The following is a 22,215-nucleotide window of genomic DNA, read 5'->3' as shown; positions in this document are numbered from 1 at the left end:
GGTGCGGTGCTTAACTGAGTTCCTTGGTTGAGCAAAGGAACCCGTCATGAACCTGCATCAGTTCGCCGAAACCCACGAAGTCACCAACCAGCCACCGTCGCTGGATGGCACCAACCTGTACCGTATCGACCTGCCGTTGCAGGAATGGTCGCGGCGCTTTGGTGCCGGTTGGGCCGAATCGCGGATCGATGCCTACGGCGCGCTCGCCGGTGGTCCGTTGATGGAAGCGGGGTTCCTCGCCAACCAGAACAAACCGGTTTTTGCCAGCCACGACCGCTACGGCCATCGCATTGATCTGGTGGAGTTTCATCCGGCCTATCACGAACTGATGCGCACGGCGATCGAGCATGGACTGACGTCATTGCCGTGGGCGCATCCGCAGGACGGCGCCCATGTCGCCCGCGCTTCGATGACTTACCTGCACAGTCAGGCCGAGGCAGGCAGCGGTTGCCCGTTGACCATGACCTTCGCCAGTGTGCCGGCGCTACGCTTGCAGCCGAATATCGCTGAACAGTGGCTGCCGAAAGTCCTCGCCACCCAATACGACCCGCGCAACGTCGGCATGGCGCACAAGGCCGGGGTGACCATCGGCATGGCCATGACCGAGAAACAGGGCGGCACCGATGTGCGCGCCAACACCACCAAGGCTTATCCGGTCGGCGCCAGCGGCCCCGGACAGGCTTATGAACTGGTCGGGCACAAGTGGTTCTGCTCGGCGCCGATGTGCGATGCGTTCCTCACGTTGGCGCAGACCGACAAGGGCTTGAGCTGCTTCCTGCTGCCACGCCATCGCCCGGACGACACGCGCAATCAGTTCTACATCCAGCGTCTGAAAAACAAGCTCGGCAACCAGTCCAATGCTTCCAGCGAAGTGGAGTTCCGTGGCGCGCTGGCGTGGATGGTCGGTGAGGAAGGGCGCGGGGTGCCAACCATCATCGAAATGGTCGCCATGACCCGTTTCGATTGCATGGTCGGTTCCAGCGCGTTGATGCGTCAGGCGCTGACCCAGGCCAGTCATCACTGCGCACACCGCAAGGTCGGCGGCAAACTGCTCAGCGAACAGCCGTTAATGCAAAACGTCCTGGCCGATCTGGCCCTGGAAAGCGAAGCCGCGTTAGCCCTGAGCCTGCGCATGGGCAAGGCGCTGGATCATCTGGATGATCGCCACGAAGCGCAATTTGCCCGGCTGGTGACGGCGGTGGGCAAGTATTGGATCTGTAAGCGCGCACCGGGGATGATCAACGAAGCGGCGGAATGCATGGGCGGCGCCGGGTATGTCGAGGACAGTATTCTGCCGCGCCTGTACCGCGAGGCGCCGGTGAATTCGACGTGGGAAGGCTCGGGTAATGTGCAGTGTCTGGACGTGCTGCGGGCCTTGTCGAAAGAGCCGGGTGTGCTGGACGTGTTGTTCAGTGAGCTGGGCGATGGCCATGGCGACAAGCGACTGGCCGCGCATATTCAGCAGTTGCAGGCGCAGTTCAAGGACACCAGTGATATTCAGTATCGGGCGCGGCAACTGACCGAAGACATCGCGCTCGGTTTGCAGGCCAAGCTTCTGTTGGAGGCCGGGAACTCAGCTGTCAGCGATGCCTTTATTGCCAGCCGACTGAGCGGTGCTGGTCGGGTTTACGGCGCCTTGCCACGCGGCCTCGACATCGAGTCCCTCGTCGCCCGCTCAACCCCGCAAGGTTTCTGATCTCAATCTCCCCAACACCACAAACCCCTGTGGGAGCGAGCTTGCTCGCGAAAGCGGTACATCAGTCGACATCAATGTTGAATGACAAACCGTATTCGCGAGCAAGCTCGCTCCCACAGGGGATCTCCATAGATGGGAAGATTTGGCTACACCCACAACGCCACTGTTCCCGTGACGCCACGATGCAGGCAAGATGAAGCTCTGCAAGTCAGAACACAGGAAGCTGATCGTGACCGAAGCGTTTATTGTTGTTCAAACCGCCGAACAAGCCGTGGATCGTCTGGCCGAGCTGCATGAGCGGGCCACCACTGCGCTGAACTCGGCGCTCAAGCGTTACCTCAAGGATCGCGTCGAACCCGACGCGGCGCAGCGTGCTCTGTTTCGTTATCCCGAACTGCGTCTGACCTATCACTGCCAGGGCGAAGTCCCGCAGACCACCCGTGCTTACGCCAAAGTGCAATTGCCGGGCACTTACAGCGTCACCGTCACCCACCCGGCGGCATTCCGCAAATACCTGCTCGAACAACTTGTGCCGTTGATGCACGACTTCACCGTGACCGTGGAAGTCGGCGTCAGCCAGCAGAACATTCCGTATCCGTATGTGGTCGAGCAGGGCGATGAACTCGCCGGTTCCGGCGTCACCGCTGCCGTGCTGGCGCGGGTGTTCCCGAGTACCGACCTGTCCGCTGCCACCGATGGCATCGCCGACGGTCTCTACGACTGGGAAAACACCGATCCGCTGCCGCTGGCCTTGTTCGATGCGGCGCGCGTGGATTTCTCCCTGCGTCGCTTGGTGCACTACACCGGCAGCGACTGGCGCCATGTGCAGCCGTGGATTCTGCTGACCAACTATCACCGCTATGTCGACCAGTTCATCGTCCATGGTCTGGAGCAATTGCGCAGTGACCCGCGTTTCGTGCGCATGGTGTTGCCGGGTAACGTGATCATCGAGAAGAGCATGGATCACGGCGAAGCGTCGGCGATTGCTGCCGGTGTGGTCTGGCACCGCTACCAGATGCCGGCCTATCACCTGATCGCCAGCGATGGCCACGGCGTGACCCTGGTCAACATCGGCGTCGGCCCGTCCAACGCCAAGAACATCACCGACCACTTGGCGGTGTTGCGTCCGCATTGCTGGTTGATGATTGGTCACTGCGGCGGCCTGCGTCAGTCGCAGACCATCGGCGACTATGTGTTGGCGCACGCTTACATGCGTCGCGACGGCATTCTCGACCGCGTGGTGCCGCCGAACATTCCGATCCCGGCGCTGGCCGAAGTACAAATGGCGCTGCAACAGGCAGCGGCGAACGTCACCGGCGAGAAGGGCGATGACCTGAAAAAACGCCTGCGCACCGGCACCGTGCTGACCTACGACGACCGTAACTGGGAACTGCGTTGGGCGCAGGAACGGCCGTTGATCAACCTGTCCCGCGCCGTCGCGGTGGACATGGAAAGCGGCACGATTGCCGCCCAGGGTTATCGCTTGCGGGTGCCGTACGGCACGTTGTTGTGCGTTTCGGACAAACCGCTGCACAGTGAAATCAAGCTGCCGGGTTCGGCCAACGCTTTCTATGAGCGCGCGGTCAGCCAGCACTTGAAGATTGGCATCGAAGCGGTCGATCTGCTGCGCACCGAACTCAACTCGCTGCACTCGCGCAAACTGCGCAGCTTCGACGAACCGCCGTTCCGCTAACGGTTAGTCGTGGTCATTTGGCGGTCGGGGCACTAGCATTAGCAGCCCTGATCGCTAAATGTTTTCTCTCCCTATGTCCCGTCCCCCGCGTCCACCTTCCCGCCGCCCCGGCGTGAAGCCTCAGTCCTCTTCTCCGCGCCGTGTTGCCAAGGCTCCACCGGCCGAGCCGAAACTGATCCTGTTCAACAAACCGTTCGATGTGCTGACGCAATTCAGCGACGGAGAAGGGCGGGCGACACTCAAGGATTACATCGATGTGCCCGGTATCTACCCGGCCGGACGCCTTGATCGCGACAGTGAAGGCTTGTTGCTGCTGACCAACGACGGGCAGTTGCAGGCACGTATCGCCGATCCGAAACACAAACTGGCGAAGACCTATTGGGTGCAGGTCGAAGGCGTGCCGACGGCCGAGCAGTTGCAGCGTCTGCGTGATGGCGTTGAGTTGAACGACGGCATGACCTTGCCCGCCGAAGCGCGGCAGCTGGATGAACCTGAGCTGTGGCCGCGCAATCCACCGGTGCGCTTTCGCGCGACCATACCGACGTCATGGCTGGAACTGGTGATTCGCGAAGGGCGCAACCGTCAGGTACGGCGCATGACCGCGGCGGTAGGCCTGCCGACATTGCGACTGGTGCGGGTAAGGATTGGTGACTGGACGATCGAAGGCCTCGATCAGGGCCAGTGGAAGGAAGTGCCGGCGCGCTTATAAAGCGCCGGATTCGATCAGGCCGATCACCACACTCTTGATGATGAACGCGGCCACGCCCAGGCCCAGCACGAAGAACAGAATGAACGAGCCAAAGCGCCCGGCCTTGGACTTCTTCGCCAGATCCCAGACGATAAAACCCATGAAAATGATCAGGATGCTGACCAGGCCGGTCATCATCCACTCTTCTAATAGTGCTGGATCCATTGGGTTTCTCCGACGCGCGCGCGGCTAAAAGGGCGCGGCGAGTATACGCCAAGGTGTGTGGGGTGGCATTGATCTGGGTCTGATCTGACGACTAACCCTCTCCCAGAGGGAGAGGGGACTGACCGGGGGATGCTCGCAAAATACGCCGACCTGAAGGATTTTTTGTGAATCCATAATCGACTCAATCTTTCAGGTCGATGAATGACGCCAGACACCTCGGTCGGCCCCCTCTCCCTCCGGGAGAGGGCTGGGGTGAGGGTGTCTTTGATCAGTTGCGCAGGTGGGTCAGCGGCAGTTCCGTGCTGTTGAGCACCTGATTCAGTACAAAACTCGAACGAACGCTGGTCACGCCTTCAATCCGCGTCAAATGCCCCAGCAACAGCTTCTGATAGTGATCCATGTCCGGCACCACCACTTTCAATTGGTAATCGGCATCCACACCGGTCACCAGACTGCACTCCAACACCTGCGGCAACGTGCGAATCGCCGCCTCGAAGTTCTCGAAACGCTCCGGTGTATGCCGGTCCATGCCGATCAGCACATATGCGGTCAGACTCAGCCCGAGCATCTTGCGATCAAGCAATGCCACCTGACGCGAAATATACCCGTCGTCTTCCAACTGCTTGACCCGGCGCGAGCAAGGGGAGGGCGACAGACCGATGCGCTCGGCCAATTCCTGGTTGGAGATGCGGGCGTCGCGCTGCAATTCCGCCAAAATGCTCAGGTCGTAACGGTCGAGTTTGCTCATCAATCTGTCCTTGGTTGTAACTATTGCGGCGGATTATCTATCCAGGGTTAAAAATTGCGCAAGTGGTGTTTATTTCAGCAATCTTCGCAATCCTCTGTCGCGGCCTCAGGCCTATTCTTATCACCAGAATCACTGCTCGGTAACACAGTCCACGCGGCCCGCCCTATCCGGCCTGCCGCGGCCGCCACCCCCATCGGGGTTGTGCCGGCCCCCGAGCTGCACACTGTCCAGAAGACGGCGTGAGGTGAGCCGACGTCAAAAGCGTCGAGCCAGGACGAAGTTCTCTAGAGGGGAGGCCGACGGGTCTCCCTTTTTTCTTGCCTGCGATTTCATGCTGTCGCGCTCAATAAATAAGTTGCGTGACTGATAACCTGTTGCAGAACCGGAGGCGTACGTGTCCGGTCTTAGCTACAAGCCCTCTTATATTTACAGGCCTCGCAGTGAGAAAAAGCATGAATTCGCGCATCTGGCGTCTGGCCAGTGTTGGTTTGCTGTGTGTGAGTGTCAGTGTGCAAACGCTCGCCGACGAGCCGCAGAATCGTGGACCGGATGGCGGTGGCCACGGCCAGGATCATCAGGGCAACAATCAGGGCCATGGCGGCAACAATCAGCCGCGCCCGCAGAACAATCCATCGCAGAGTCAGCCGCAACAGAATCAGCCGCGTCCGCAGAACAACGAGATCATTCGTGGCGACAACAGCCGCCAGTTCGAGCACAACGGCCAGCCGCACAACAACAATGGCCAGTGGCAAAACCACGACCAGAACCGCCCGGCCTACAATCCCAACCCGGTGCGCCAGCCACCACCGCCACCGCAACTGCCGGCCAATAGCCTGCCGATCCAGCCACGGCCCGACGCCGTGCGCCAGACCCAGGAGCCGCGTCAGGGTTACTACCGCGACGAGCGTCCGCAGAATGGCTACAACAACCAGCACTGGCAAACCAACAACCGGCCCAACGACAATCGCTGGCCGGGGCGCCCGGACGGTCATGGCAATGGCTGGGGGCCAGGTCCGCAATATCGGCCGGGGCACGTGATCGACCGCTTCCCGGATCGCGACTACCGCGTGCCGTATCGCGGGCAGGATTATTTCTTCTCCGGTGGCTACTGGTATCGCCCGCAAGGCCCGCGCTACATCGTTGTGCAACCGCCGCGCGGGATCCGCATCCAGTATTTGCCTGATTACGCCCGTGAAGTGTGGATCGGTGGTTCGCTGCTGTTCCTCGCCGCCGGTTCCTATTACGCCTATCAGGAAGCGACCCAGGATTACGTGGTGGTCGAGCCGCCGGTGCAGCAACAGCCGCAGCCACAATCCCAGGGCTATGACGTTGAGGCCTATCCGGCGAACGGCCAGTCCCCTGAGCAAGTGCAGCAGGACGGTTATCAGTGCTATCAGTACGCCGTGCAGCAAAGCGGTTTCGACCCGCGCACTGCCACCTATCAGCCAGCGCCCGAAGTGGTTCAGGCGTACCGCCAGGCTCAGGGCAATTGCCTGAGCAGTCGCGGTTATCAGGTCCAGTAAGAGCAGCTACGAGTTGCAAGTTTCGAGCTACAAGCTTGAAGCTTGCGGCTCGCGGCTTGTAGCTGCTTTTATCGGGTCGGCGTGCACCAGCACTTCGGCGCGCGGGTAGGCCTTGTGAATGGCATCGGCGGCTTGATCGCTGATGCCGTGGGCCACTGACAGGGTCAATTCCCCCGGCAACTCCAGGTGCAGCTGCACGAACCAGTGGTTGCCGGAGATCCGCGTGCGCAAGTCATGCGCGCCCAACACACCCGGCACACCACAAGCCAGTTCGAGCATGTGCTGACTGACATCTGTTGGCAGCTCCTCATCCATCAATACCGAAAAACTTTCCCGGGCGATCTGGATCGCACTCCACAGGATATAGGCGGCAATGCCAAGTCCGAACCACGCATCCAGTTTATGCCAGCCGAACCCCGCCAACATCAGCGCCACCAGAATACTGCCGTTGAGTAACAGGTCGGACCGGTAATGCAGTGAGTCGGCACGCACGGCATTGGAACCGGTCTGCCTGATCACTCGATGCTGCAGCACCAGCAAGGCCACCGTCAGCAGCAATGAGAAAATGATCACGCCAATGCTGATCCACGGCGCGCCAAGCGGTTCCGGGTGCTGGATGCGTTCATAGGCCTGAAACGCGATCAACACCGCACTGCCGCCAATGAACAACGCCTGCGCCATGCCCGCCAGCGATTCCGCCTTGCCGTGGCCATAACGGTGATCGTCATCGGCCGGGCGCAGCGCGTAATGCACGGCGAGCAGATTGAGCATCGAGGTGATGCCATCCAGCGCCGAGTCGGTGAGGCCGGCGAGCATGCTCACCGAACCGCTCAGCCACCAGGCGATGGCTTTAGCGATGATCAGCGTGCACGCGACCGCCACCGAGGCGCGGGTCGCCAGCCGTAGCAGGCGGGCGTGTTCGGGGCTGGATGTCATTGAACTTCCTTTTTAAGCGGCGGGTTGCAGGCCGAACATCGCCAGTTGTTGAGTGCTGCCCTTGTGTTGAATCAGGCGCGGGTCATCCAGAGGAAAATCTCTGCCCAACTCGCTTTCGAGAATAGCCTGCAACTTGTGATTATCGACCTGACCGTCCGGGCCGATGGCTTGCTTGAGTTTGGCCGGATCGATCTGCGCTGTGTGGCCCGGTTCGAAATAGATCGCACCGGTGGCGAAGTCGACGGCAAACGCGATCAGCCCGGGAATGACGTAGAACAGCAGGCCCACGGCGTCGAGCACGGCAATCGCCGGGTCGATCTTGCCGTCGATCTGACCGCGCCGGTCCGGGTAGAAAATCGAACCGCACGCGGTGATTTGCGTGAGCAGGGTGGCGACCAGTACACCGCCGATCAGGCGAAAAGGTAAGCGCATGGGAAATCTCCTGAGTCATTTGAAAACGAAGCGTAGTCGTCTGGAATTAAGACCCTGACGAACGCCCGGCAGTTCGCCGTTATACTCGGCCCTCTGTTTGGGAGCCAGCATGAATTCTTTGCCGATCGATGAAGTTTTACCCGCCCTGCGTGAAGCCTTGGCGACGCGCCACGAAGCCGTGCTCGAAGCACCGCCCGGCGCCGGTAAAACCACCCGTGTGCCTTTAGCCTTGCTCAATGAAGCGTGGCTGGCCGGGCAGACCATTCTGATGCTCGAACCGCGCCGCCTCGCCGCGCGTGCAGCGGCGGAACGTCTGGCCAGCGAGTTGGGCGAGAAGGTCGGTGAAACCGTCGGTTATCGCATTCGACTCGACAGCAAGGTCGGCCCCGATACGCGCATCGAAGTGGTCACCGAAGGCATTCTGACTCGGCGCTTGCAGGATGATCCGGCGCTGGAAGGCGTGGGCCTGCTGATCTTCGACGAATTTCACGTTTTGCTGAATGCACAGAAACCATCACTTTCTTGTCAAAAACTCTCAAACAACGCCGTCTCAGTCCGAGGGCTTAATCTCCTCGCTTGATCCCCCGTCGTATACTGCTTCCCTGATTTGGGAGCCTCGATGATTTCACTACCTATTGACCTCGTATTGCCAGACCTACGAGAGGCCCTGGCCAACCGCCACGAAGTAATCCTTGAAGCTCCTCCTGGTGCGGGCAAGACCACTCGAGTGCCCCTAGCACTACTGAACGAACCTTGGCTTGGTGATCAGAAGATCCTGATGCTCGAGCCTCGTCGATTGGCTGCTCGGGCCGCTGCTGAACGTTTGGCGAGTGAGCTTGGTGAGAAGGTTGGTGAGACTGTCGGATACCGCATTCGTCTTGAAAGCAAGGTAGGCCCTCGCACCCAGATTGAAGTGGTGACCGAAGGGATCCTGGCTCGCCGGCTTCAAGATGATCCCGCGCTTGATGGAGTGGGCGTGGTTATCTTCGATGAATACCACCTGAGAAACCTCGACTCCGACCTTGCGCTGGCCTTGTGCGTGAGTGCTCGTGAGCTTCTGCGTGATGAGCCGCCACTGAAGTTGCTTCTGATGTCCGCAACGCTGGAAGGTGCTCGCCTTTCAAAGGTGCTGAATGATGCGCCTGTTGTCACCAGCGAGGGCCGGATGTATCCGGTCGTACCAGTTTGGGGCAGTCCATATCAGCCGGGCGAGCGTATGGATGCGCGAGTCACTGACACCTGTTTGGCTGCCATCAACGAACAGTCGGGAAGCGTTTTGGTTTTCCTTCCTGGGCAGGCAGAGATTCGGCGGGTGGCTGAGGCGCTTAAGGAGCAGTTGAGTGGTCGTCCAGAGGTTATCGTATGCCCTCTCTACGGCGACCTCGACTTGAATGCTCAGCGTGCTGCGATAAATCCGGCACCCCAAGGCTCACGGAAGATCGTACTGGCCACGAACATCGCTGAAACCAGCTTGACCATCGAAGGTGTAAGGGTGGTGGTGGACAGTGGTCTCGAGCGAGTGCCGAAGTTCGATCCTCGCAGTGGGATGACCCGGCTCGACACACAGCGTATTTCGAAAGCCAGTGCTACTCAGCGTGCAGGACGGGCGGGGCGATTGGAACCAGGTATCTGCTATCGCCTTTGGTCTGAGTCGCAGCACGAGCAAATGGCTGGCTACAGTACCCCTGAAATTTTGCTGGCTGATCTTGCAGCCCTGGCACTCCAGTTGGCCCGATGGGGAATGAAGCCGGAGGAGATGACCTGGCTCGACCAACCTCCAACAGCTCCTTTTGGCCAAGCCAGAGACCTGTTAAAGCGCCTGGGCGCACTCGACGATGCTGGACAGCTCACACCACACGGATCAGCCATGAGCGAGCTCCCTGCGCATCCACGGATCGCTCACATGCTCATCAAGGGTAACGCGATGGGGCTGGATGACCTTGCTTGCAACACCGCTGCGCTGCTGGGTGAGAAGGATATTTTGCGTGGTGCAGGTGCCGATCTTCACACCAGACTGAGTGCATTATCCGGCGATCAACATTCACGTCAAGGCGGTGGATCCTTCCAGCGCGTGAAGCAGTCTGCTCGGCAGTATCGATCCCTGCTACGTGGGAGAGCCGTTCACCCTGTCAGCGAGCCGGATCACGCAAGATGGGTAGGCTGCCTACTGGCATTCGCTTACCCTGACCGGGTAGGTCTCCAGAGGCGTGCGAGTGCGTCTGAGTACCGTCTCTCCAACGGGCGGGCTGCTGTGTTCTCAGAGCCTGATGCTCTCACTAAACATGAGTGGCTTGTAGTGGCCGATTTGGGTAGTCGGCAAGGGCAGCGCGAAGAGCGGATCTACTTGGCGAGTGACCTCGATCCGGCCCTGTTCGACGACGAGTTGGCTGACCTGGTGAGGTCTGTCGATGAGGTCGATTGGGACGAGAGGGAAGGGGTGCTCAAGGCTGAGCGGCAGTTGAAGGTTGGGCAACTCATCCTGTCGTCAACAGCCCTGCCGAGTCTTGATGAGCAAACCCGCTCGTTGGCCTTAGTCAACCTTGTGAGGCGCAAGGGCATCGAGCTTCTGCCTTGGAACCCTGAGTTGCGCCAATGGCAGGCGCGGGTCAATCTGCTGCGTCAGTTGGATATCCAAAATTGCCAAACAGAAAGCAAGTGGCCTGATCTCAGCGATACCAACCTTCTGGACACGCTGGAAGAATGGCTCGCACCGTACCTGGGCAAAGTTTCGAGGCTCAGCCACTTCAGCCAACTGGGTCTGTCATCGATTGTCAGGAATCTTCTGCCTTGGCCGCTTCCACAGGAACTAGAGACACAGGCACCTCAGACCATCCAGGTACCATCTGGGTCGAATATCCGAATCGACTATTCGCAGCATCCTCCGATATTAGCTGTGAGGCTGCAGGAGCTTTTTGGTCTGTCAGAAACACCTCGGATTGCCCAAGGTAAGCAGCCACTGACGTTGCATCTTTTGTCGCCGGCGCGGAGGCCTGTACAGGTCACCCAAGATCTGGCCAATTTCTGGCGTAGCACCTACGTGGAAGTGAAGAAGGATCTTAAAGGCAGATACCCAAAGCACTATTGGCCGGAAGATCCATTGGTGGCAGAGGCGACTGCGAGAGCCAAGCCTAGGAAATCTTGAGGTGTAAGGCTGTTTTTTGGCGTGCCCTGCGGGAGCGGCTGTCGTGAATCGAGCCACTGCGTGTCTCGACCCTTGCGGGCTTCCATCCTCACGTCTGGCGCGCTCCGCTTGCTCGATGCACCGCTTTCGGACGAACTTGATTCGGGCAGGGGAGGTGTGTCCGGTCACAGCGTCAATATTTTGTGGAGCGCAATCGGGAGCCCGACACATAATGCCTCCCGTGGAGGTAGCTACAGAAGCCCGTTCGGTTGAACTGCAAGAGCAGTGTGGGATCCACGAGGGTTTTTTAATCCGGCTGGTATTAATTAGTGAGGGGAATCATGGAAGAAAGTCATTTTCAGGCAGAGCGATTGGAGTCCAATAATGGGTACACGTGGACTCTGGTAACGCGGCTCGGGGACATGCTCCAGGAAGCTACAAGCCTGTATGGCCCGAGAGACATGTCTTGGACAATTCTTGGTGTAGAGTTCGGCCTTGATATCCCTCAGATATGGTATCCGGGGTCAAGGAAAGATGTGGTCGTGCAGCTTGGTAAGCGCGCACTCGATGACACTTTGCAAGCTTGTTACCAGCTCGCTCATGAGAGTATCCACCTGCTAGCACCTTCAGGTTCAAACCTCGCGCCTGTTCTTGAAGAGGGGCTTGCTACTGTTTTTTCCGAAGATTACCTAAAGACTAAGTTTGGGCGTGTCTACACGTCACAAACACCTTCTTATCAAGTTGCAGCTAGCTTAGTTAGAGATTTGCTCTCGGCAGACCCTCAGGCGGTAAAGAAACTGCGTGAAGTCGAACCGTCGTTTACGAAGATGACGCAGGAGACCTTTGATGCAGTCAAGGTGACTGTGTCCGAGGGCTTGATACAGAAACTGCTTCAGCCATTCGTAAGGTCGTAGTTTTTCGACCGCTTATATTTGTGGGTTCTAGTGTCTCGGAGGCTACTTAGAGGCCCATCTTAACGATGTTACAGCGTAGCTTGGATGAAGTTACATTAACATGTGGCTTTATTTTTTATTGCATTGATGTGCGCTGTTGCTGCAGGATGAATTATTCAGTCGTATAACCATGTCATTAGTGTGCGTTATGCGAGCTGCAAGAGTGTATTGCTGGCTCGTGTAAGTGCTTTCAATAAAAATAATAGTGAGGAAGAGAAAATATGAGATTCCAGCAGAGCAATCCATTGATGGGGGTTCGCAGTAATTTGATACTAGAAGCGGCCTTGGAGGTCGATTATCTCATTCGGCTACGTGCGTCTTCACCTTGGCTAATTGAAAATATGCCCGCACTGAATCAGGAAATGAAACTTGGAGTGCTAAATGAACTGGCATATCACGCTATTGGACGGCTTGTGCCTGATCTGATTGCAGATTCGGTACGCGAAGATCTAATGCTTGTTCCCATCAGCCCAGCCGAACTCACTGCAGTTCTGGCTAGGCCGCTTAGTGATGGTTTACAGATATCTTAGCGCGAGCAGTCGAAGCCGTTCTTGGCGCAGGTATGTGTTATAAAAAAATGCGCTATCAAATTCGATTTTTTTACTGAATAGACGATTGGCCGTTTTCGCTGCGGTATCTACTTCTTCAATGAATAGTTCAACGGTGTCACCGCCATCTGGTGTGCTGCTGATTTTATGATTGTTGAAGTAAAAGCGAATTTCGTTTCCTTTTGTGCCATTGATACGTCCAACGTAAGCGTAGTTGTTGACTTTGAATTGTTTTGACTGGGTGTTGATCTGTTGTGCAATGGCGTCATTAACTTTGCAGCCGAACAAATCCTGCGATTCGGTCATGTAGCCGAAGCCGAAGGGTAGGTTGTACATGTTAATGGCTTTGTACTCGTGGCCTTTATTACCACCGAAGTGACTTATCATCGATTCAATGACGCTATCGCAGTATTTGATGCCAGTGGAATCTTCCAAGAATCGGATCACAAGATGAGTGTGGTTAACCAATGCGTCACGAATTTCGTTATCTGCTTCTAAATTTCCTCTTCGAGTCTTGTTGTCGAACCGCAGAGGGTTATGGTGGGGGCAGGCTTCATAGGCTGCTTGGTTGTGACTCGCCAGATCCGGCACCGAATATCCAGTGTGTTTAGCGTAAAGAGTGTTTGAGTCGGTCTCTTCCACGTACCGATTTACCAGCATTGTCGGGTTTTGACAGGCTGGGCAAAGGGCGTATGACTTTACCTCATCTTTGACCATTACTACGTAGGGCTCTTCTCGTCTGGTTTTAGCGTTGTAAATTTGCTGAGTCAAACGAATAGGCTTTTTCGGTTCTTCTTTAATACTAAAGACGTTCAAGTTTTTTCTCTCCGAGTATGTATGTGTTCAGGCATGAGGATGCATTGGGTATAAGGATGTAACGGCCAAGCGATTAATTTCATGAGCTATATATTGGGGGTAGTGCGGTGTGGCACCTCGCCGACGACGATTACCTGGTTGGATGCTCTCGCGGACGGTTGTCGTGAGCGCAGCCGATGCGTTGCTAGCGAGCTGCTAAATGCCCATCTTCCGAGGCAGGGCCAACTCTTCTGGCGCTTCACCTTCTCTGAATCCAATCAGGTAAAGCACATCCCCTACAGGGAATGCTTCCACATGCGAATCCGAGGTGCCGTTGTGTACCACTGGACAGGTCGCATAGCGCAGAGTAACGCGCTGTTCGTTAAGGCGTTCGATCAAGCCTTGAAGTTCTTCAAATACCTCTAGGCGCGCTGTACTTGAGTAGTGCTCGGCGCAGTCGCGATAGTCCCGTAGATAATCAGTGAGTTCCGCGAATGCCAGTGCCTGGTCTTTGGATGGCTCGAAGGCGGGCTCGATGTAATCGCCGATGCTTTCAGCAGCAAGTCTGGCCAAGCCCCTGCCTGATTCGGGCTTCAATGCCTTCGTCATGACATATTTCTGTTCGAACTGCTCACGAGCAGCGCGCAGTTGCTCCTCGGTGGGAATCGCCATCGGTTTCGTGAATGCGTCGATGTCCTGGAACTCAAAGGCAAAGGCGAGAGAGCGAAGTGTGTTGAGGCTGGCTCCGGCCCCTGCCTCAACCCGCTGGATGGTTCTGGGTGTCGTCTTGGTGAGCTCTGCCAGAGTCTCCTGAGACCACTGGCGGAGTTCGCGCAGATACCTGATTACGTGGCCCAATTCACCTTTGCTCAGTACGCGGGTTTCAACGTTGTCGAAGCTGCTCATCTCGTGTCCCCTGTTTCAGTGGCTGTTCAGATGGTTCGAGTATGAGTCGGGGGGCAGTCGGGCGACACGACACGCACCTGACAGTTGTGAACCTAGGTTCATTCTGCCTTCGGCTGCCACAGATGACCTTCCATTAGTGACAGGCCAAGCACGCCGGCCAGACTGGCGGACAGAGCCGCCTCAACAACTATTAGGTATGTATGAGCATCCCCGTGCACATTCCTCACCGTTTAGGCCTCCTTACGTTCTCTTCTCTTTCGCCCTCCAATCCTTACTGTAGAGCAGTTTGTCGCGGTGTAGTTGTAATACCGTATTGGTTTGCAGGATTTTCTGTGTTGCGCTGTTGAACTTCTTTGCCTCATCAAAAGCTAGGAAAATTTGCTTTTGTTTGAAGGAAGCTAGTATCTTAATGATATGTTCAGTGGCGGCAATTTCGATGTTTTTGTATATCATCGAATCATGGATGACGAATGGCAGGCGCGTGAGTGACAACATTGATAGGTCAAACCCAACCAACCCCGCATACGATTTGCCTGTTCCAGTATCTAGTGGAGAGGTGAAGCTGTAAGAGTTGGCACTCTTAATACGAAGCTGGGATGGGTTACGCTCAGGCCCGTAAACAAGGTTGTTGAATTTCTCAAGTTTCTGATTGATAGCGCCTTCAATCTCAAGGAAGATTTTGTCGTAGATAGCGTCTAGGCGCGTTTTGGAAGCTGCCTCGCTATCATCAATGGAAACCTTCTGCTCGAAGAATTTGTTTTCTTCCTTAGCCTTGTCGGTAACCTCTTTAAGCTCAAAAACCTTCGCGAATAGGTCTGTTGGGGTGCCTTTAGCTTTAAGAGTAAGTTTTATTTGTTCATCCAGGTCGGTGATGTGGCCGGTAATATCAGATTCATTTGCGACCAAAAGCTCAAGTTCGCTTTTGAGTTCTTTGCTCACTAGCTTGCCAATTTTCGCGTGGAATTGCTCTACCTGCTCGAGGCGTTCGAGGTTGGCCTCTGGGAAGAACTCAGCAACGAGGGCTATGTTTGCAGCCAGGCGAGGGGATACGCCAGACAGGTCTCTCTGAAGTTTTTCTTTTCTTGCCGAAATCAAGTTTCTCTGATTGACCATCTCGTTTTTGGTTTGTTGGATGGCCCTTAGCTTCTCGTCGAACAGGGCTTCGTATGCGGTTATGGCACCAGCGAAGTTATCCTTGATGTCACTGATGGCTTGCGCATTAGTCTTAATAAGCTGGTTGTTGGACTTGTACTTGGTTATCGTGATCCGAGGGATGATTTCGGCAGTCATCGACTTCCTCATCAAATCTTTTTTATCTTTTAATATCTGAAGTACAGCCCGCTCCACAGAGACATCACCGGTACGTTCAAATAGGTCGAGCAACCGGGCCACCCCGGCGCTGAGTCTTTCTTTTGAAGCTCCCGCTAATGGGTGATCTGGATCGGCCTCGCCCTTGTTCCATATCCGAGCAAATGGGCTAACGATAGATCGGAAGGAGCTCTCTAGTTCAGACAGATCATATAGGCTTTTGAGCTTCTCTCTATATGCTTCGAGTGATATTTCGTTTTGTTTGACATGGTTTGAATTGCAGATGTCAACAACGTCGGGCTGCTCAGTAGATCTGGTTACGAATAGGGGGGCACCACCGAAGTCAAATGTGATTTCGTATGAATGGCTCCCAAGCACCTTAATAACTCCGGCGTCGTCTACCAATAGGCTATTACCGCCCATTGCGAAGTCAATCACCAAGAGGGCTGATGATTTACCAATGGAGTTCTTAGCTTCGTCATCACCAAGGACAATGTTTAGTCCGTCATGGAATTCAATAGGGTTTTGATTGAATAGACTGCACTTTATCTGTTTAAGCATATTCAATCACTCCGGTTTCATCCTGAACATCTAGATAACCTAAGAAAAATAAAACATCCATTGCGGCAAGAAATTCAGACGCGTCTAAGAATTTGTCGCGAGTCTTGGCGAGGGCTTGGGCTACCGTTTCGCCAGGCTCCTTCTCTGCTAGGATTGCGTGCATCTTGAAAATGGTAGACTCTTCAAGCTTTGTAAACTTACTAGGCACTAGCATCGAAAATCTCGCAGTTTTGCACAAAGAATGAAGTGATGATCTTCGAAACATCCAGTGACTTACCGCTCTTGGCGCTGATCCATTGAGCGATATAATTGAATATGACATCTTTGTTGTCGGGGTGTTCTCTATGCATCGCCCAAAAATAGGTGTTAACTTGGTTGAGTAGCATTTTAACTGCTGCTTGATCCCGTTGCTCAAGCAGCCGCAGTTCGTCCCGGATTGTCACGAAATAGCCAACCACATCGTTTCGTATGTTGCGCTTCAGGACGTTGGTGGCACCTTTCTTTAGCTTCTCTTTCAAGGTGAAAGCATTTAGCTCTAAGTCAAAGGCGACAAGGCTTTCGTCGTCCAGATCGGCGAATGACTCAATCAGCTCTTTTATCTCTATCCTGAGGCTATGTTCAGAAATCGACTTTCTGGCATCCGTATCCCGGATGAAACCGTCCTTAATTTCCCGCAGCCGATCATACTCTTCAATCTTAAAATCCTTGTCGTACTTTCGGTGACAAGAAGGGCACAAGCAGATCACGTTATCGAGCCCGTTGATGTCGACAGGGATCGTGTGATTTACAAGTGCCTGAGTTTGAGCGGCAGTTGGGTTCAGCGGATAGATGTGAGCGACTTCATAAAACTTTCTAGGGTTTTTTGAGCCTGGTTTCTTATCTATGATTACACGAGCGCAAAGCGGACAGATACCACCTGTCTCCGCATAAAGCATGCTGTGCTCTTCAGGATGGAATGTTGTCCTTGCATTCGCCATATAAAACCTAAATTGTCTGCATGCCACTCAGGGCTGAGCCATGCCCCGGCTGGCTGATAGAAGAGTGATGAACAGGCGCAGGTATAGGCTCCATACGGCAAGATGGGATCGCCTGACCTACGGATGGTTGGGAGGGTAGCAAGACGCTTTCAGCCGATGCGGCGGCTGCACCTTTTGATATAGACACTCTGCTTTTGCAGGTTGCCTGTTCAAGATTCCACATTCCCTGTTCCTGATTTCCACTTGTCTTGCGCAACATACCATTTTGCCATCATCGCCGGTATAGCCAAGTCCCATCCTTTGAGGGCGGGACAACCGATAGCAGTGTGAGCATCATTGAAGCTGTGAGGTATGATCGTCGGAGCTTGCATCCCACATATCAGGCTAGGAATGATGCTGAAGGTTTTGAAACGCGTCTTTAACGTCCTCTATCCCGACCGCCGTCCCGATTGGGAGCAGAAGCGTGAGCGCGAGTTCATCCAGGCAGCGAACAGCTTCAAGACCCTCCGGGTGACACCGGAGGGAGGCATGTCCATCGACCCCGAAGAAGTCCGAGATCAGATAATCTCCTCGCGTGAGCAGTTGAAGCATCTTGTCCACAAACCAGGAGCGGCTAGCAGGCCATTCAAACCAGCGGCAGTGGAACATGGAGCGAGTCCCATCGTAGAGGCTTCAGAGGGCGCTCTGGACTGTATCGAGGTGGTGGCTTGGCGTCGGCTACCCAACGGTGCTGCCGTGCGTTACGTATGTCTCCAGTCTACGAGTACCGGTGGGTATTCTGTCGCGACAGCCAGCATATTCTTAGGGGCTATAGAGAGTCTCCCGACTTGGGTCGACGGCAATACCAATAGGCAAATTGCGAATGCCCTACAGCTTGGTGATCTCCAGTGGTGCGCGACTTTGAGCGAGGCGATGGATGCTTGGGATGCAGACCTTTGATTGCATTGAGGCCAGGCTTGCTGATGCTTGGGCCTACATCTGCCATGCCTCAATAGTGTTGAAAAGCCTTTCAATCTGGGTTGGCAAGTCGGTTCGTGGGTCATGGCTATGGTCGAAAGTGCTAACCCCGGCTAAGAACTTGTTCGCGATTGTAACTTTTGAATAGGTTGTAATCTGCTTTAGTCTAGCGCCGAAAATCCGATAATGCTTGTCTCGAAAAGCTGCTGGCAAATAACTTTCAATCGTATAGCCCTCAGTTACCCAGCAATACCCCGTCTTCGACTCATGTTCAGCGATGTCAGCCCAAACATGATATTTCACACAGTTTTGGTTGATGCATTCATCAGTGCCGTCAGTTGCGCGCTGGAAGTCTAGATCTCTATCCATAACTACTATGGAGTTCCTGTTTATACTGAATATGTCAATTAATCCTGGCGTAGCATTTGACGTGAAATGGCCGAGCATAGAGCCGCCGTAAAAAACGAAGGAGAAATCAAGATTTTCCATGGGCATGGATCTACCATGTGTCGAGCACCAGAGCGAAAGCCAGTGCAAAATGTAGATTCGATCAGACGCCCCTTCGACCCATATCACGCCGTTGGCTTGGAAAACATCGCTTGGCTTTATGCCGAGCCCTGACAGAGCCCTTGCAGGTGATGTTAATTCTGATATTGCGTAACCATTGACTTCAAACAGCTTTGTTTCTGGTACAGACCAGTTTGATATATCTAGAAGCACAGACGAGTGCGTGGATATGAAAAGCTGAAGGTTCTTGCGAGTTACGATTTCAGAAACCCTAGCCATCATGAGTCTCTGAAGTGTTGGATGCAGGTGGACTTCTGGTTCCTCGATGATACATATTTGGTTATCATTAACAGAGTTCAGCCATCCTATTAGACCAGCAAAAGCCCGCCATCCAGACGGCAGCATCTTTATTGGAATATGGTTGAACTGACCTAAGTCATCGTTGAGGTAGACACCTACAGTTTTCTTATCAAGAAAGCTAATTGGGTTGGCATGCTTGTAGGTGTGATCTTCATTCGGAGGCCTTTTATAATCTACCTGGTCGGGCTGCAATGGGTGTGGCGCGAGTCCCACGAGATGCTTTCCATCATTATTCAGCGCACTGATGACTCTTTGGATACAAACTCCGCACTCGTCGTGTGATGAGCGAAAACTGATTATGGCTTCTAGTTTATCCAATACCTTTACAAGTTCTTTTGGTGGTTTTGACGGTTTGCTGTAGATACTTCCCTTGAATAGGTGCCTTTCATCTCGTGTAGTAACGGCAATGTATGTGCCAAATTCATCAATACCTAGCTTGTTAAATATCGAAGCTACCCAGGTTTCCTTGTCAAAGTAGATGATGGACGTCGCTACGGTACTGGATCGCATGTTTTCACGAGCTATCGTTTTTATAATCTCAACGTCCTTCAGTGCTCGCACCATATCTAGTACAGTTGACTTGCCGCCGCCGTTGGGGCCGACGAAAATATTAACCTTTGAAGCTCTGACTTGAGGCACATCACGCGGATTGAGGGAGTTGGTCTGCATGATGTTATTGAGGCAGAGTGTTCGAAGCCCCAACAGACCAAAACTTTTAATATGCAAGATTGTATTCCTTTACTAATTTATTTTGATAGGCGCGCTAATTAGACATAATTCTGAAAGTGAGCCCCCCGAGCGGTGCAGGCGGCACGCTCGTATTGTACCTAGAGAGACGGAAGGAGAGGTGCTTGCAGGAGTTGTACTCGCCGACACCGGCAGCTTTCACACTGGTGGGTTATCCGCTATATACAGGAAGAAACAGTATGGGCTGTGGTGAGGTTTACTGAAAACAAGGCCCCCAAGTCGGCGGGTTCTCAACAATGTCGATTGAGATGCTGAGCTCGTCCTGAATGTGCTCAAAAACTCTGTAGAGACTTGGATGAGCTTTCGACTCTCGCAGGGCAGTCACTAATTCCAGTAGCTCCCGGCCCTGGGCCACATGCATTTGGATATCGCAATACACGAAGTCGTCATCGTCTGTCATTCCCATCGGAAAATCCTCGCAGAATGGTCTCTACTTCTAGCTCATGTCACCTGGGCGTTTGGCCGTGCCCCTTTGGGAATGGGCTGTCGTGAACCGAGCCTTCGTCTCGGCCCTTCGGGCTTCCATCCCGCACGTACTGCGCTCTCCACTTGCCACTCCGAGCCAGCCCATGATTGGCTTCCTGCGGTTCAGCAGTCACTGCCTGAGCTAAATCCAAAGCTCAAAGGCTTAGTGATTTTTTATCACTAGGAGTAGGTAGCAAGTTCAAGCTTCGAAAAAAGCGCGACATGCGTTCATCAAAGCAGCTGCGTCTTCCAAAGCTCGGTGATGCTTGGTTTTAGGCAGTAGGCGATAAATGTCGCTGGCTGCCTCCCGGCCCACAAATACCTCCAAAGGCCTCAACTCGAAGGTGGGCATCAGCTCTGCGGCTTCGTAAAGGGCATCGAGCCAAAAACCGTCTTGAGGTGAGTCACTGCAAAGCACCCGCCCTGAAAACAGCTGATTCATATTTCTCGCTACAGCTTCTGGGGTATCACCTACCTGATGTAGCAAATCTTGAGTGAGACCGTGCATGTCTTGCGCATCAAACGACCAGTGTGTCCAGTAACGGGCCGGCTTGATAAGCGAGCTGAAGGAGGTCTCACTCGACACGACGGCGACCTCGATAGGATAGCTATCAGGAGCTATTCCAGAGGCTTCAAAATCAATAAAAAACGAAGGCCGTTCCACCTTGCTGCTCCTGCTTGAAGGCTGCGATTTTCAGCGGCTCCACCGACTGGTTGTGTGCTTGCGCTGCCATCGCTCGAACCAGCCGCTCTAGCTGGTAGGAGCCCGCGCAACTCGGTGATTTTGCAGATGCTGCATCTCACACTCCCATTCAGTCAGAAATTTATCCCAGTCTGCGGCGTAGCGCCCATCAGGGATTTTGGTTGATCCGATGCTCGCTTGCAGAAAGCGTTCTCGCCAGGGCTGCGGGATATCGCGCTCCAAGATGATGTCGATTCCGGAATTATGGCGCATCACCGAGACAGAGTTACGAACCTCAACGAGTTCAAGTGGCTTATCGCTACAGAGGGTATCGTTTCGCTCTTGGACGTCGAGGCTATCGAGGATGGTTAGGAGTTCGGAGGCATTCGGATCACCAGGATGGAAGCTGGCAAGCGCCCACAGAACCCTTCGCCTAGTCCTCTCTCGTTCGCGGAGTAAATCGCAGGTCACTTCAGCATCCTTTGACAAGGCTGGACGGTAGTTGTGGCGTGCCGCCTTCGGCGGATGGCTGGCGTGAACCGAGCCGTGGCAAGCCACGTCTCGGCCCTCCGGGCTTTCATCCAACACGCCTGCGCGCTCCGCTTGCCTAATTCGCAGCGCGCCGGGCTTCTGACTGAGCTCAATTTTCAGCGAATTGTGGGCCTAACATTTCGCTTTTCCCGCCAGACGCGAACATTACCCCTTATGAAATTTGCTGAAGCGACTCGACAGCGTGGAAGGAGTGATAATTTCCCAAGATTCCGGCCTCGAGGTGGCACTGAAAATTACCCAGGCACGCCAAAGAAAAAACAGCGCAACCAACCCTGCTTCAACTATCGTAACAACTGTAGTGTTATACATATAACTTTGATCTTGCCCGAACAAGAAGATCAATGCGAATAGAGATGGAAACCAAGCGATGAGAAATACCATACAAAAGGCGAGAGCGGCGGCGCCGGCCAAAATCATTGGCACCATAAGCCTAAAGGAAGTAGCGAACATTTTCTCGCCACTTTCTTTTTGAACACCATAAATCACACCAATATTTTTTTCTTTTTTACTACTGTTCTTGAACATCCCATAAAATGTCACATTTTGGCCAACCTCTAATTCTTCGTAAATTTTATTGGTCAGTGTCAAATTAGGAATTACCGACCCATCAATACTGACTTTGGCTTTATAGCCACCATTCATGGGCATGACAGATCGGACATAGTCGAGCTTTCCGGAAACTTTTACGCAATCAAACTTCATCACTCACTATCCCTGCCTTCGCTCAAAAAGTAGATCTGGTTCTCGCCAAGACTTCGCTCAGTGACTATTGCGGCGGGTTTACGCGGGCCATAAACGTCGGACTTGATGAGCGCGTCTCCCATCGAGACGTCCC

The 22,215-nt window shown here is 54.4% G+C and carries 21 protein-coding genes and 1 pseudogene; 8 read left to right on the top strand and 14 right to left on the bottom strand.

All coding sequences use genetic code 11. The annotated features are described in order from the left end of the window. Nucleotides 1–46 precede the first annotated feature (46 nt). From ACWR1S_RS09275 to ACWR1S_RS09265, 3 genes are all read left to right on the top strand, one after another. Entirely contained in the window at nt 47–1,696 is a 1,650-nt protein-coding gene (locus tag ACWR1S_RS09275; protein WP_454563272.1) for an acyl-CoA dehydrogenase family protein, read from the top strand. Nucleotides 1,697–1,889: 193 nt separating this feature from the next. Next, the gene (amn, locus tag ACWR1S_RS09270) at nt 1,890–3,389 is read left to right on the top strand and encodes an AMP nucleosidase (RefSeq protein WP_171057252.1); all 1,500 of its coding nucleotides are present in this window, start codon (nt 1,890–1,892) and stop codon (nt 3,387–3,389) included. Between the two features lie 73 nt (nt 3,390–3,462). Beyond that, nucleotides 3,463–4,098, top strand: a complete 636-nt coding sequence (locus ACWR1S_RS09265) for a pseudouridine synthase (protein WP_454563271.1) — start codon at nt 3,463–3,465, stop codon at nt 4,096–4,098. Here the strand turns inward: ACWR1S_RS09265 and ACWR1S_RS09260 are convergent. Beyond that, nucleotides 4,093–4,302 (bottom strand): DUF2788 domain-containing protein, encoded by a 210-nt coding sequence (locus ACWR1S_RS09260; protein WP_007909655.1) that lies wholly within the window; start codon nt 4,300–4,302, stop codon nt 4,093–4,095. The genes ACWR1S_RS09265 and ACWR1S_RS09260 overlap by 6 nt on opposite strands. A 268-nt stretch (nt 4,303–4,570) precedes the next feature. Further along, nucleotides 4,571–5,050, bottom strand: coding sequence for an Lrp/AsnC family transcriptional regulator (locus tag ACWR1S_RS09255; RefSeq protein WP_008081091.1), 480 nt, complete (start codon nt 5,048–5,050; stop codon nt 4,571–4,573). A 452-nt stretch (nt 5,051–5,502) separates the two neighbouring features. Here ACWR1S_RS09255 and ACWR1S_RS09250 point away from each other — a divergent pair, with 452 nt between their 5' ends. Continuing rightward, the gene (locus ACWR1S_RS09250) at nt 5,503–6,573 is read left to right on the top strand and encodes a DUF6515 family protein (protein ID WP_454563270.1); all 1,071 of its coding nucleotides are present in this window, start codon (nt 5,503–5,505) and stop codon (nt 6,571–6,573) included. A gap of 27 nt (nt 6,574–6,600) precedes the next feature. On the opposite strand, the gene ACWR1S_RS09245 is transcribed toward ACWR1S_RS09250, so the two are convergent. Together ACWR1S_RS09245 and ACWR1S_RS09240 are read right to left on the bottom strand one after the other, a co-directional pair. After that, nucleotides 6,601–7,509, bottom strand: coding sequence for a cation diffusion facilitator family transporter (locus ACWR1S_RS09245; RefSeq protein WP_454563269.1), 909 nt, complete (start codon nt 7,507–7,509; stop codon nt 6,601–6,603). A gap of 12 nt (nt 7,510–7,521) precedes the next feature. Beyond that, on the bottom strand, nt 7,522–7,941 hold the full coding sequence (locus tag ACWR1S_RS09240; RefSeq protein WP_007909665.1) for a hypothetical protein: 420 nt from the start codon (nt 7,939–7,941) through the stop codon (nt 7,522–7,524). A gap of 109 nt (nt 7,942–8,050) precedes the next feature. Between ACWR1S_RS09240 and ACWR1S_RS09235 the strand changes: the two are divergent. The 4 genes and pseudogenes from ACWR1S_RS09235 to ACWR1S_RS09220 form a co-directional block, all read left to right on the top strand. Continuing rightward, a pseudogene (locus ACWR1S_RS09235) lies at nt 8,051–8,431 on the top strand (DEAD/DEAH box helicase); the annotation flags it as partial. Nucleotides 8,432–8,560: 129 nt separating this feature from the next. After that, complete coding sequence (gene hrpB / locus ACWR1S_RS09230; RefSeq protein ID WP_454563268.1) at nt 8,561–11,083, top strand: ATP-dependent helicase HrpB; 2,523 nt, start codon at nt 8,561–8,563, stop codon at nt 11,081–11,083. A 440-nt stretch (nt 11,084–11,523) separates the two neighbouring features. After that, entirely contained in the window at nt 11,524–11,976 is a 453-nt protein-coding gene (locus ACWR1S_RS09225; RefSeq protein WP_454563267.1) for a hypothetical protein, read from the top strand. A gap of 260 nt (nt 11,977–12,236) precedes the next feature. Further along, nucleotides 12,237–12,545, top strand: a complete 309-nt coding sequence (locus ACWR1S_RS09220) for a hypothetical protein (RefSeq protein WP_454563266.1) — start codon at nt 12,237–12,239, stop codon at nt 12,543–12,545. Here the strand turns inward: ACWR1S_RS09220 and ACWR1S_RS09215 are convergent. The 10 genes from ACWR1S_RS09215 to ACWR1S_RS09170 all read right to left on the bottom strand — a co-directional run bounded on the left by ACWR1S_RS09215 (nt 12,531) and on the right by ACWR1S_RS09170 (nt 22,082). Next, nucleotides 12,531–13,379: a hypothetical protein gene (locus ACWR1S_RS09215; protein WP_454563265.1), complete on the bottom strand. Its 849-nt coding sequence runs from the start codon at nt 13,377–13,379 to the stop codon at nt 12,531–12,533. The two genes, ACWR1S_RS09220 and ACWR1S_RS09215, sit on opposite strands and share 15 nt — an antisense overlap. A 195-nt stretch (nt 13,380–13,574) precedes the next feature. Then, nucleotides 13,575–14,264 (bottom strand): helix-turn-helix domain-containing protein, encoded by a 690-nt coding sequence (locus ACWR1S_RS09210; protein WP_454563264.1) that lies wholly within the window; start codon nt 14,262–14,264, stop codon nt 13,575–13,577. Between the two features lie 240 nt (nt 14,265–14,504). Then, nucleotides 14,505–16,133 (bottom strand): DUF2326 domain-containing protein, encoded by a 1,629-nt coding sequence (locus tag ACWR1S_RS09205; RefSeq protein ID WP_454563263.1) that lies wholly within the window; start codon nt 16,131–16,133, stop codon nt 14,505–14,507. After that, on the bottom strand, nt 16,126–16,296 hold the full coding sequence (locus tag ACWR1S_RS09200) for an ABC-three component system middle component 7 (RefSeq protein WP_454563332.1): 171 nt from the start codon (nt 16,294–16,296) through the stop codon (nt 16,126–16,128). The genes ACWR1S_RS09205 and ACWR1S_RS09200 overlap by 8 nt, the downstream gene beginning before the upstream one ends. A 37-nt stretch (nt 16,297–16,333) precedes the next feature. Beyond that, nucleotides 16,334–17,068, bottom strand: a complete 735-nt coding sequence (locus ACWR1S_RS09195) for an ABC-three component system protein (RefSeq protein WP_454563262.1) — start codon at nt 17,066–17,068, stop codon at nt 16,334–16,336. A gap of 1,014 nt (nt 17,069–18,082) precedes the next feature. Continuing rightward, nucleotides 18,083–19,660: an ATP-dependent nuclease gene (locus ACWR1S_RS09190; protein WP_454563261.1), complete on the bottom strand. Its 1,578-nt coding sequence runs from the start codon at nt 19,658–19,660 to the stop codon at nt 18,083–18,085. Nucleotides 19,661–19,877: 217 nt separating this feature from the next. Beyond that, nucleotides 19,878–20,087, bottom strand: a complete 210-nt coding sequence (locus ACWR1S_RS09185) for a hypothetical protein (RefSeq protein WP_454563260.1) — start codon at nt 20,085–20,087, stop codon at nt 19,878–19,880. Between the two features lie 258 nt (nt 20,088–20,345). After that, nucleotides 20,346–20,810 (bottom strand): hypothetical protein, encoded by a 465-nt coding sequence (locus ACWR1S_RS09180; RefSeq protein WP_454563259.1) that lies wholly within the window; start codon nt 20,808–20,810, stop codon nt 20,346–20,348. An 87-nt stretch (nt 20,811–20,897) separates the two neighbouring features. After that, a complete protein-coding gene (locus tag ACWR1S_RS09175; RefSeq protein WP_454563258.1) occupies nt 20,898–21,416 on the bottom strand; it encodes a hypothetical protein in 519 nt (172 codons plus the stop codon). A gap of 108 nt (nt 21,417–21,524) precedes the next feature. After that, nucleotides 21,525–22,082 carry a hypothetical protein gene (locus ACWR1S_RS09170; protein ID WP_454563257.1) on the bottom strand — a complete coding sequence of 186 codons (558 nt, stop codon included), beginning with the start codon at nt 22,080–22,082 and terminating at the stop codon, nt 21,525–21,527. Nucleotides 22,083–22,215: the final 133 nt, after the last annotated feature.

This window comes from Pseudomonas sp. AIG, from assembly GCF_977020205.1.
The sequence above is the reverse complement of the archived record's forward strand: the minus strand, read 5'-3'. Positions and strand labels throughout refer to the sequence as shown.

Bases quoted from the DNA above. Each gene is read 5' to 3' on its own strand.
- ACWR1S_RS09275 (WP_454563272.1), top strand. From the start codon at position 47: ATGAACCTGCATCAGTTCGCCGAAACCCACGAAGTCACCAACCAGCCA.
- amn (WP_171057252.1), top strand. From the start codon at position 1,890: ATGAAGCTCTGCAAGTCAGAACACAGGAAGCTGATCGTGACCGAAGCG.
- ACWR1S_RS09265 (WP_454563271.1), top strand. From the start codon at position 3,463: ATGTCCCGTCCCCCGCGTCCACCTTCCCGCCGCCCCGGCGTGAAGCCT.
- ACWR1S_RS09260 (WP_007909655.1), bottom strand. From the start codon at position 4,302: ATGGATCCAGCACTATTAGAAGAGTGGATGATGACCGGCCTGGTCAGC.
- ACWR1S_RS09255 (WP_008081091.1), bottom strand. From the start codon at position 5,050: ATGAGCAAACTCGACCGTTACGACCTGAGCATTTTGGCGGAATTGCAG.
- ACWR1S_RS09250 (WP_454563270.1), top strand. From the start codon at position 5,503: ATGAATTCGCGCATCTGGCGTCTGGCCAGTGTTGGTTTGCTGTGTGTG.
- ACWR1S_RS09245 (WP_454563269.1), bottom strand. From the start codon at position 7,509: ATGACATCCAGCCCCGAACACGCCCGCCTGCTACGGCTGGCGACCCGC.
- ACWR1S_RS09240 (WP_007909665.1), bottom strand. From the start codon at position 7,941: ATGCGCTTACCTTTTCGCCTGATCGGCGGTGTACTGGTCGCCACCCTG.
- hrpB (WP_454563268.1), top strand. From the start codon at position 8,561: ATGATTTCACTACCTATTGACCTCGTATTGCCAGACCTACGAGAGGCC.
- ACWR1S_RS09225 (WP_454563267.1), top strand. From the start codon at position 11,524: ATGTCTTGGACAATTCTTGGTGTAGAGTTCGGCCTTGATATCCCTCAG.
- ACWR1S_RS09220 (WP_454563266.1), top strand. From the start codon at position 12,237: ATGAGATTCCAGCAGAGCAATCCATTGATGGGGGTTCGCAGTAATTTG.
- ACWR1S_RS09210 (WP_454563264.1), bottom strand. From the start codon at position 14,264: ATGAGCAGCTTCGACAACGTTGAAACCCGCGTACTGAGCAAAGGTGAA.
- ACWR1S_RS09205 (WP_454563263.1), bottom strand. From the start codon at position 16,133: ATGCTTAAACAGATAAAGTGCAGTCTATTCAATCAAAACCCTATTGAA.
- ACWR1S_RS09200 (WP_454563332.1), bottom strand. From the start codon at position 16,296: ATGCACGCAATCCTAGCAGAGAAGGAGCCTGGCGAAACGGTAGCCCAA.
- ACWR1S_RS09195 (WP_454563262.1), bottom strand. From the start codon at position 17,068: ATGCTTTATGCGGAGACAGGTGGTATCTGTCCGCTTTGCGCTCGTGTA.
- ACWR1S_RS09185 (WP_454563260.1), bottom strand. From the start codon at position 20,087: ATGGGAATGACAGACGATGACGACTTCGTGTATTGCGATATCCAAATG.
- ACWR1S_RS09170 (WP_454563257.1), bottom strand. From the start codon at position 22,082: ATGAAGTTTGATTGCGTAAAAGTTTCCGGAAAGCTCGACTATGTCCGA.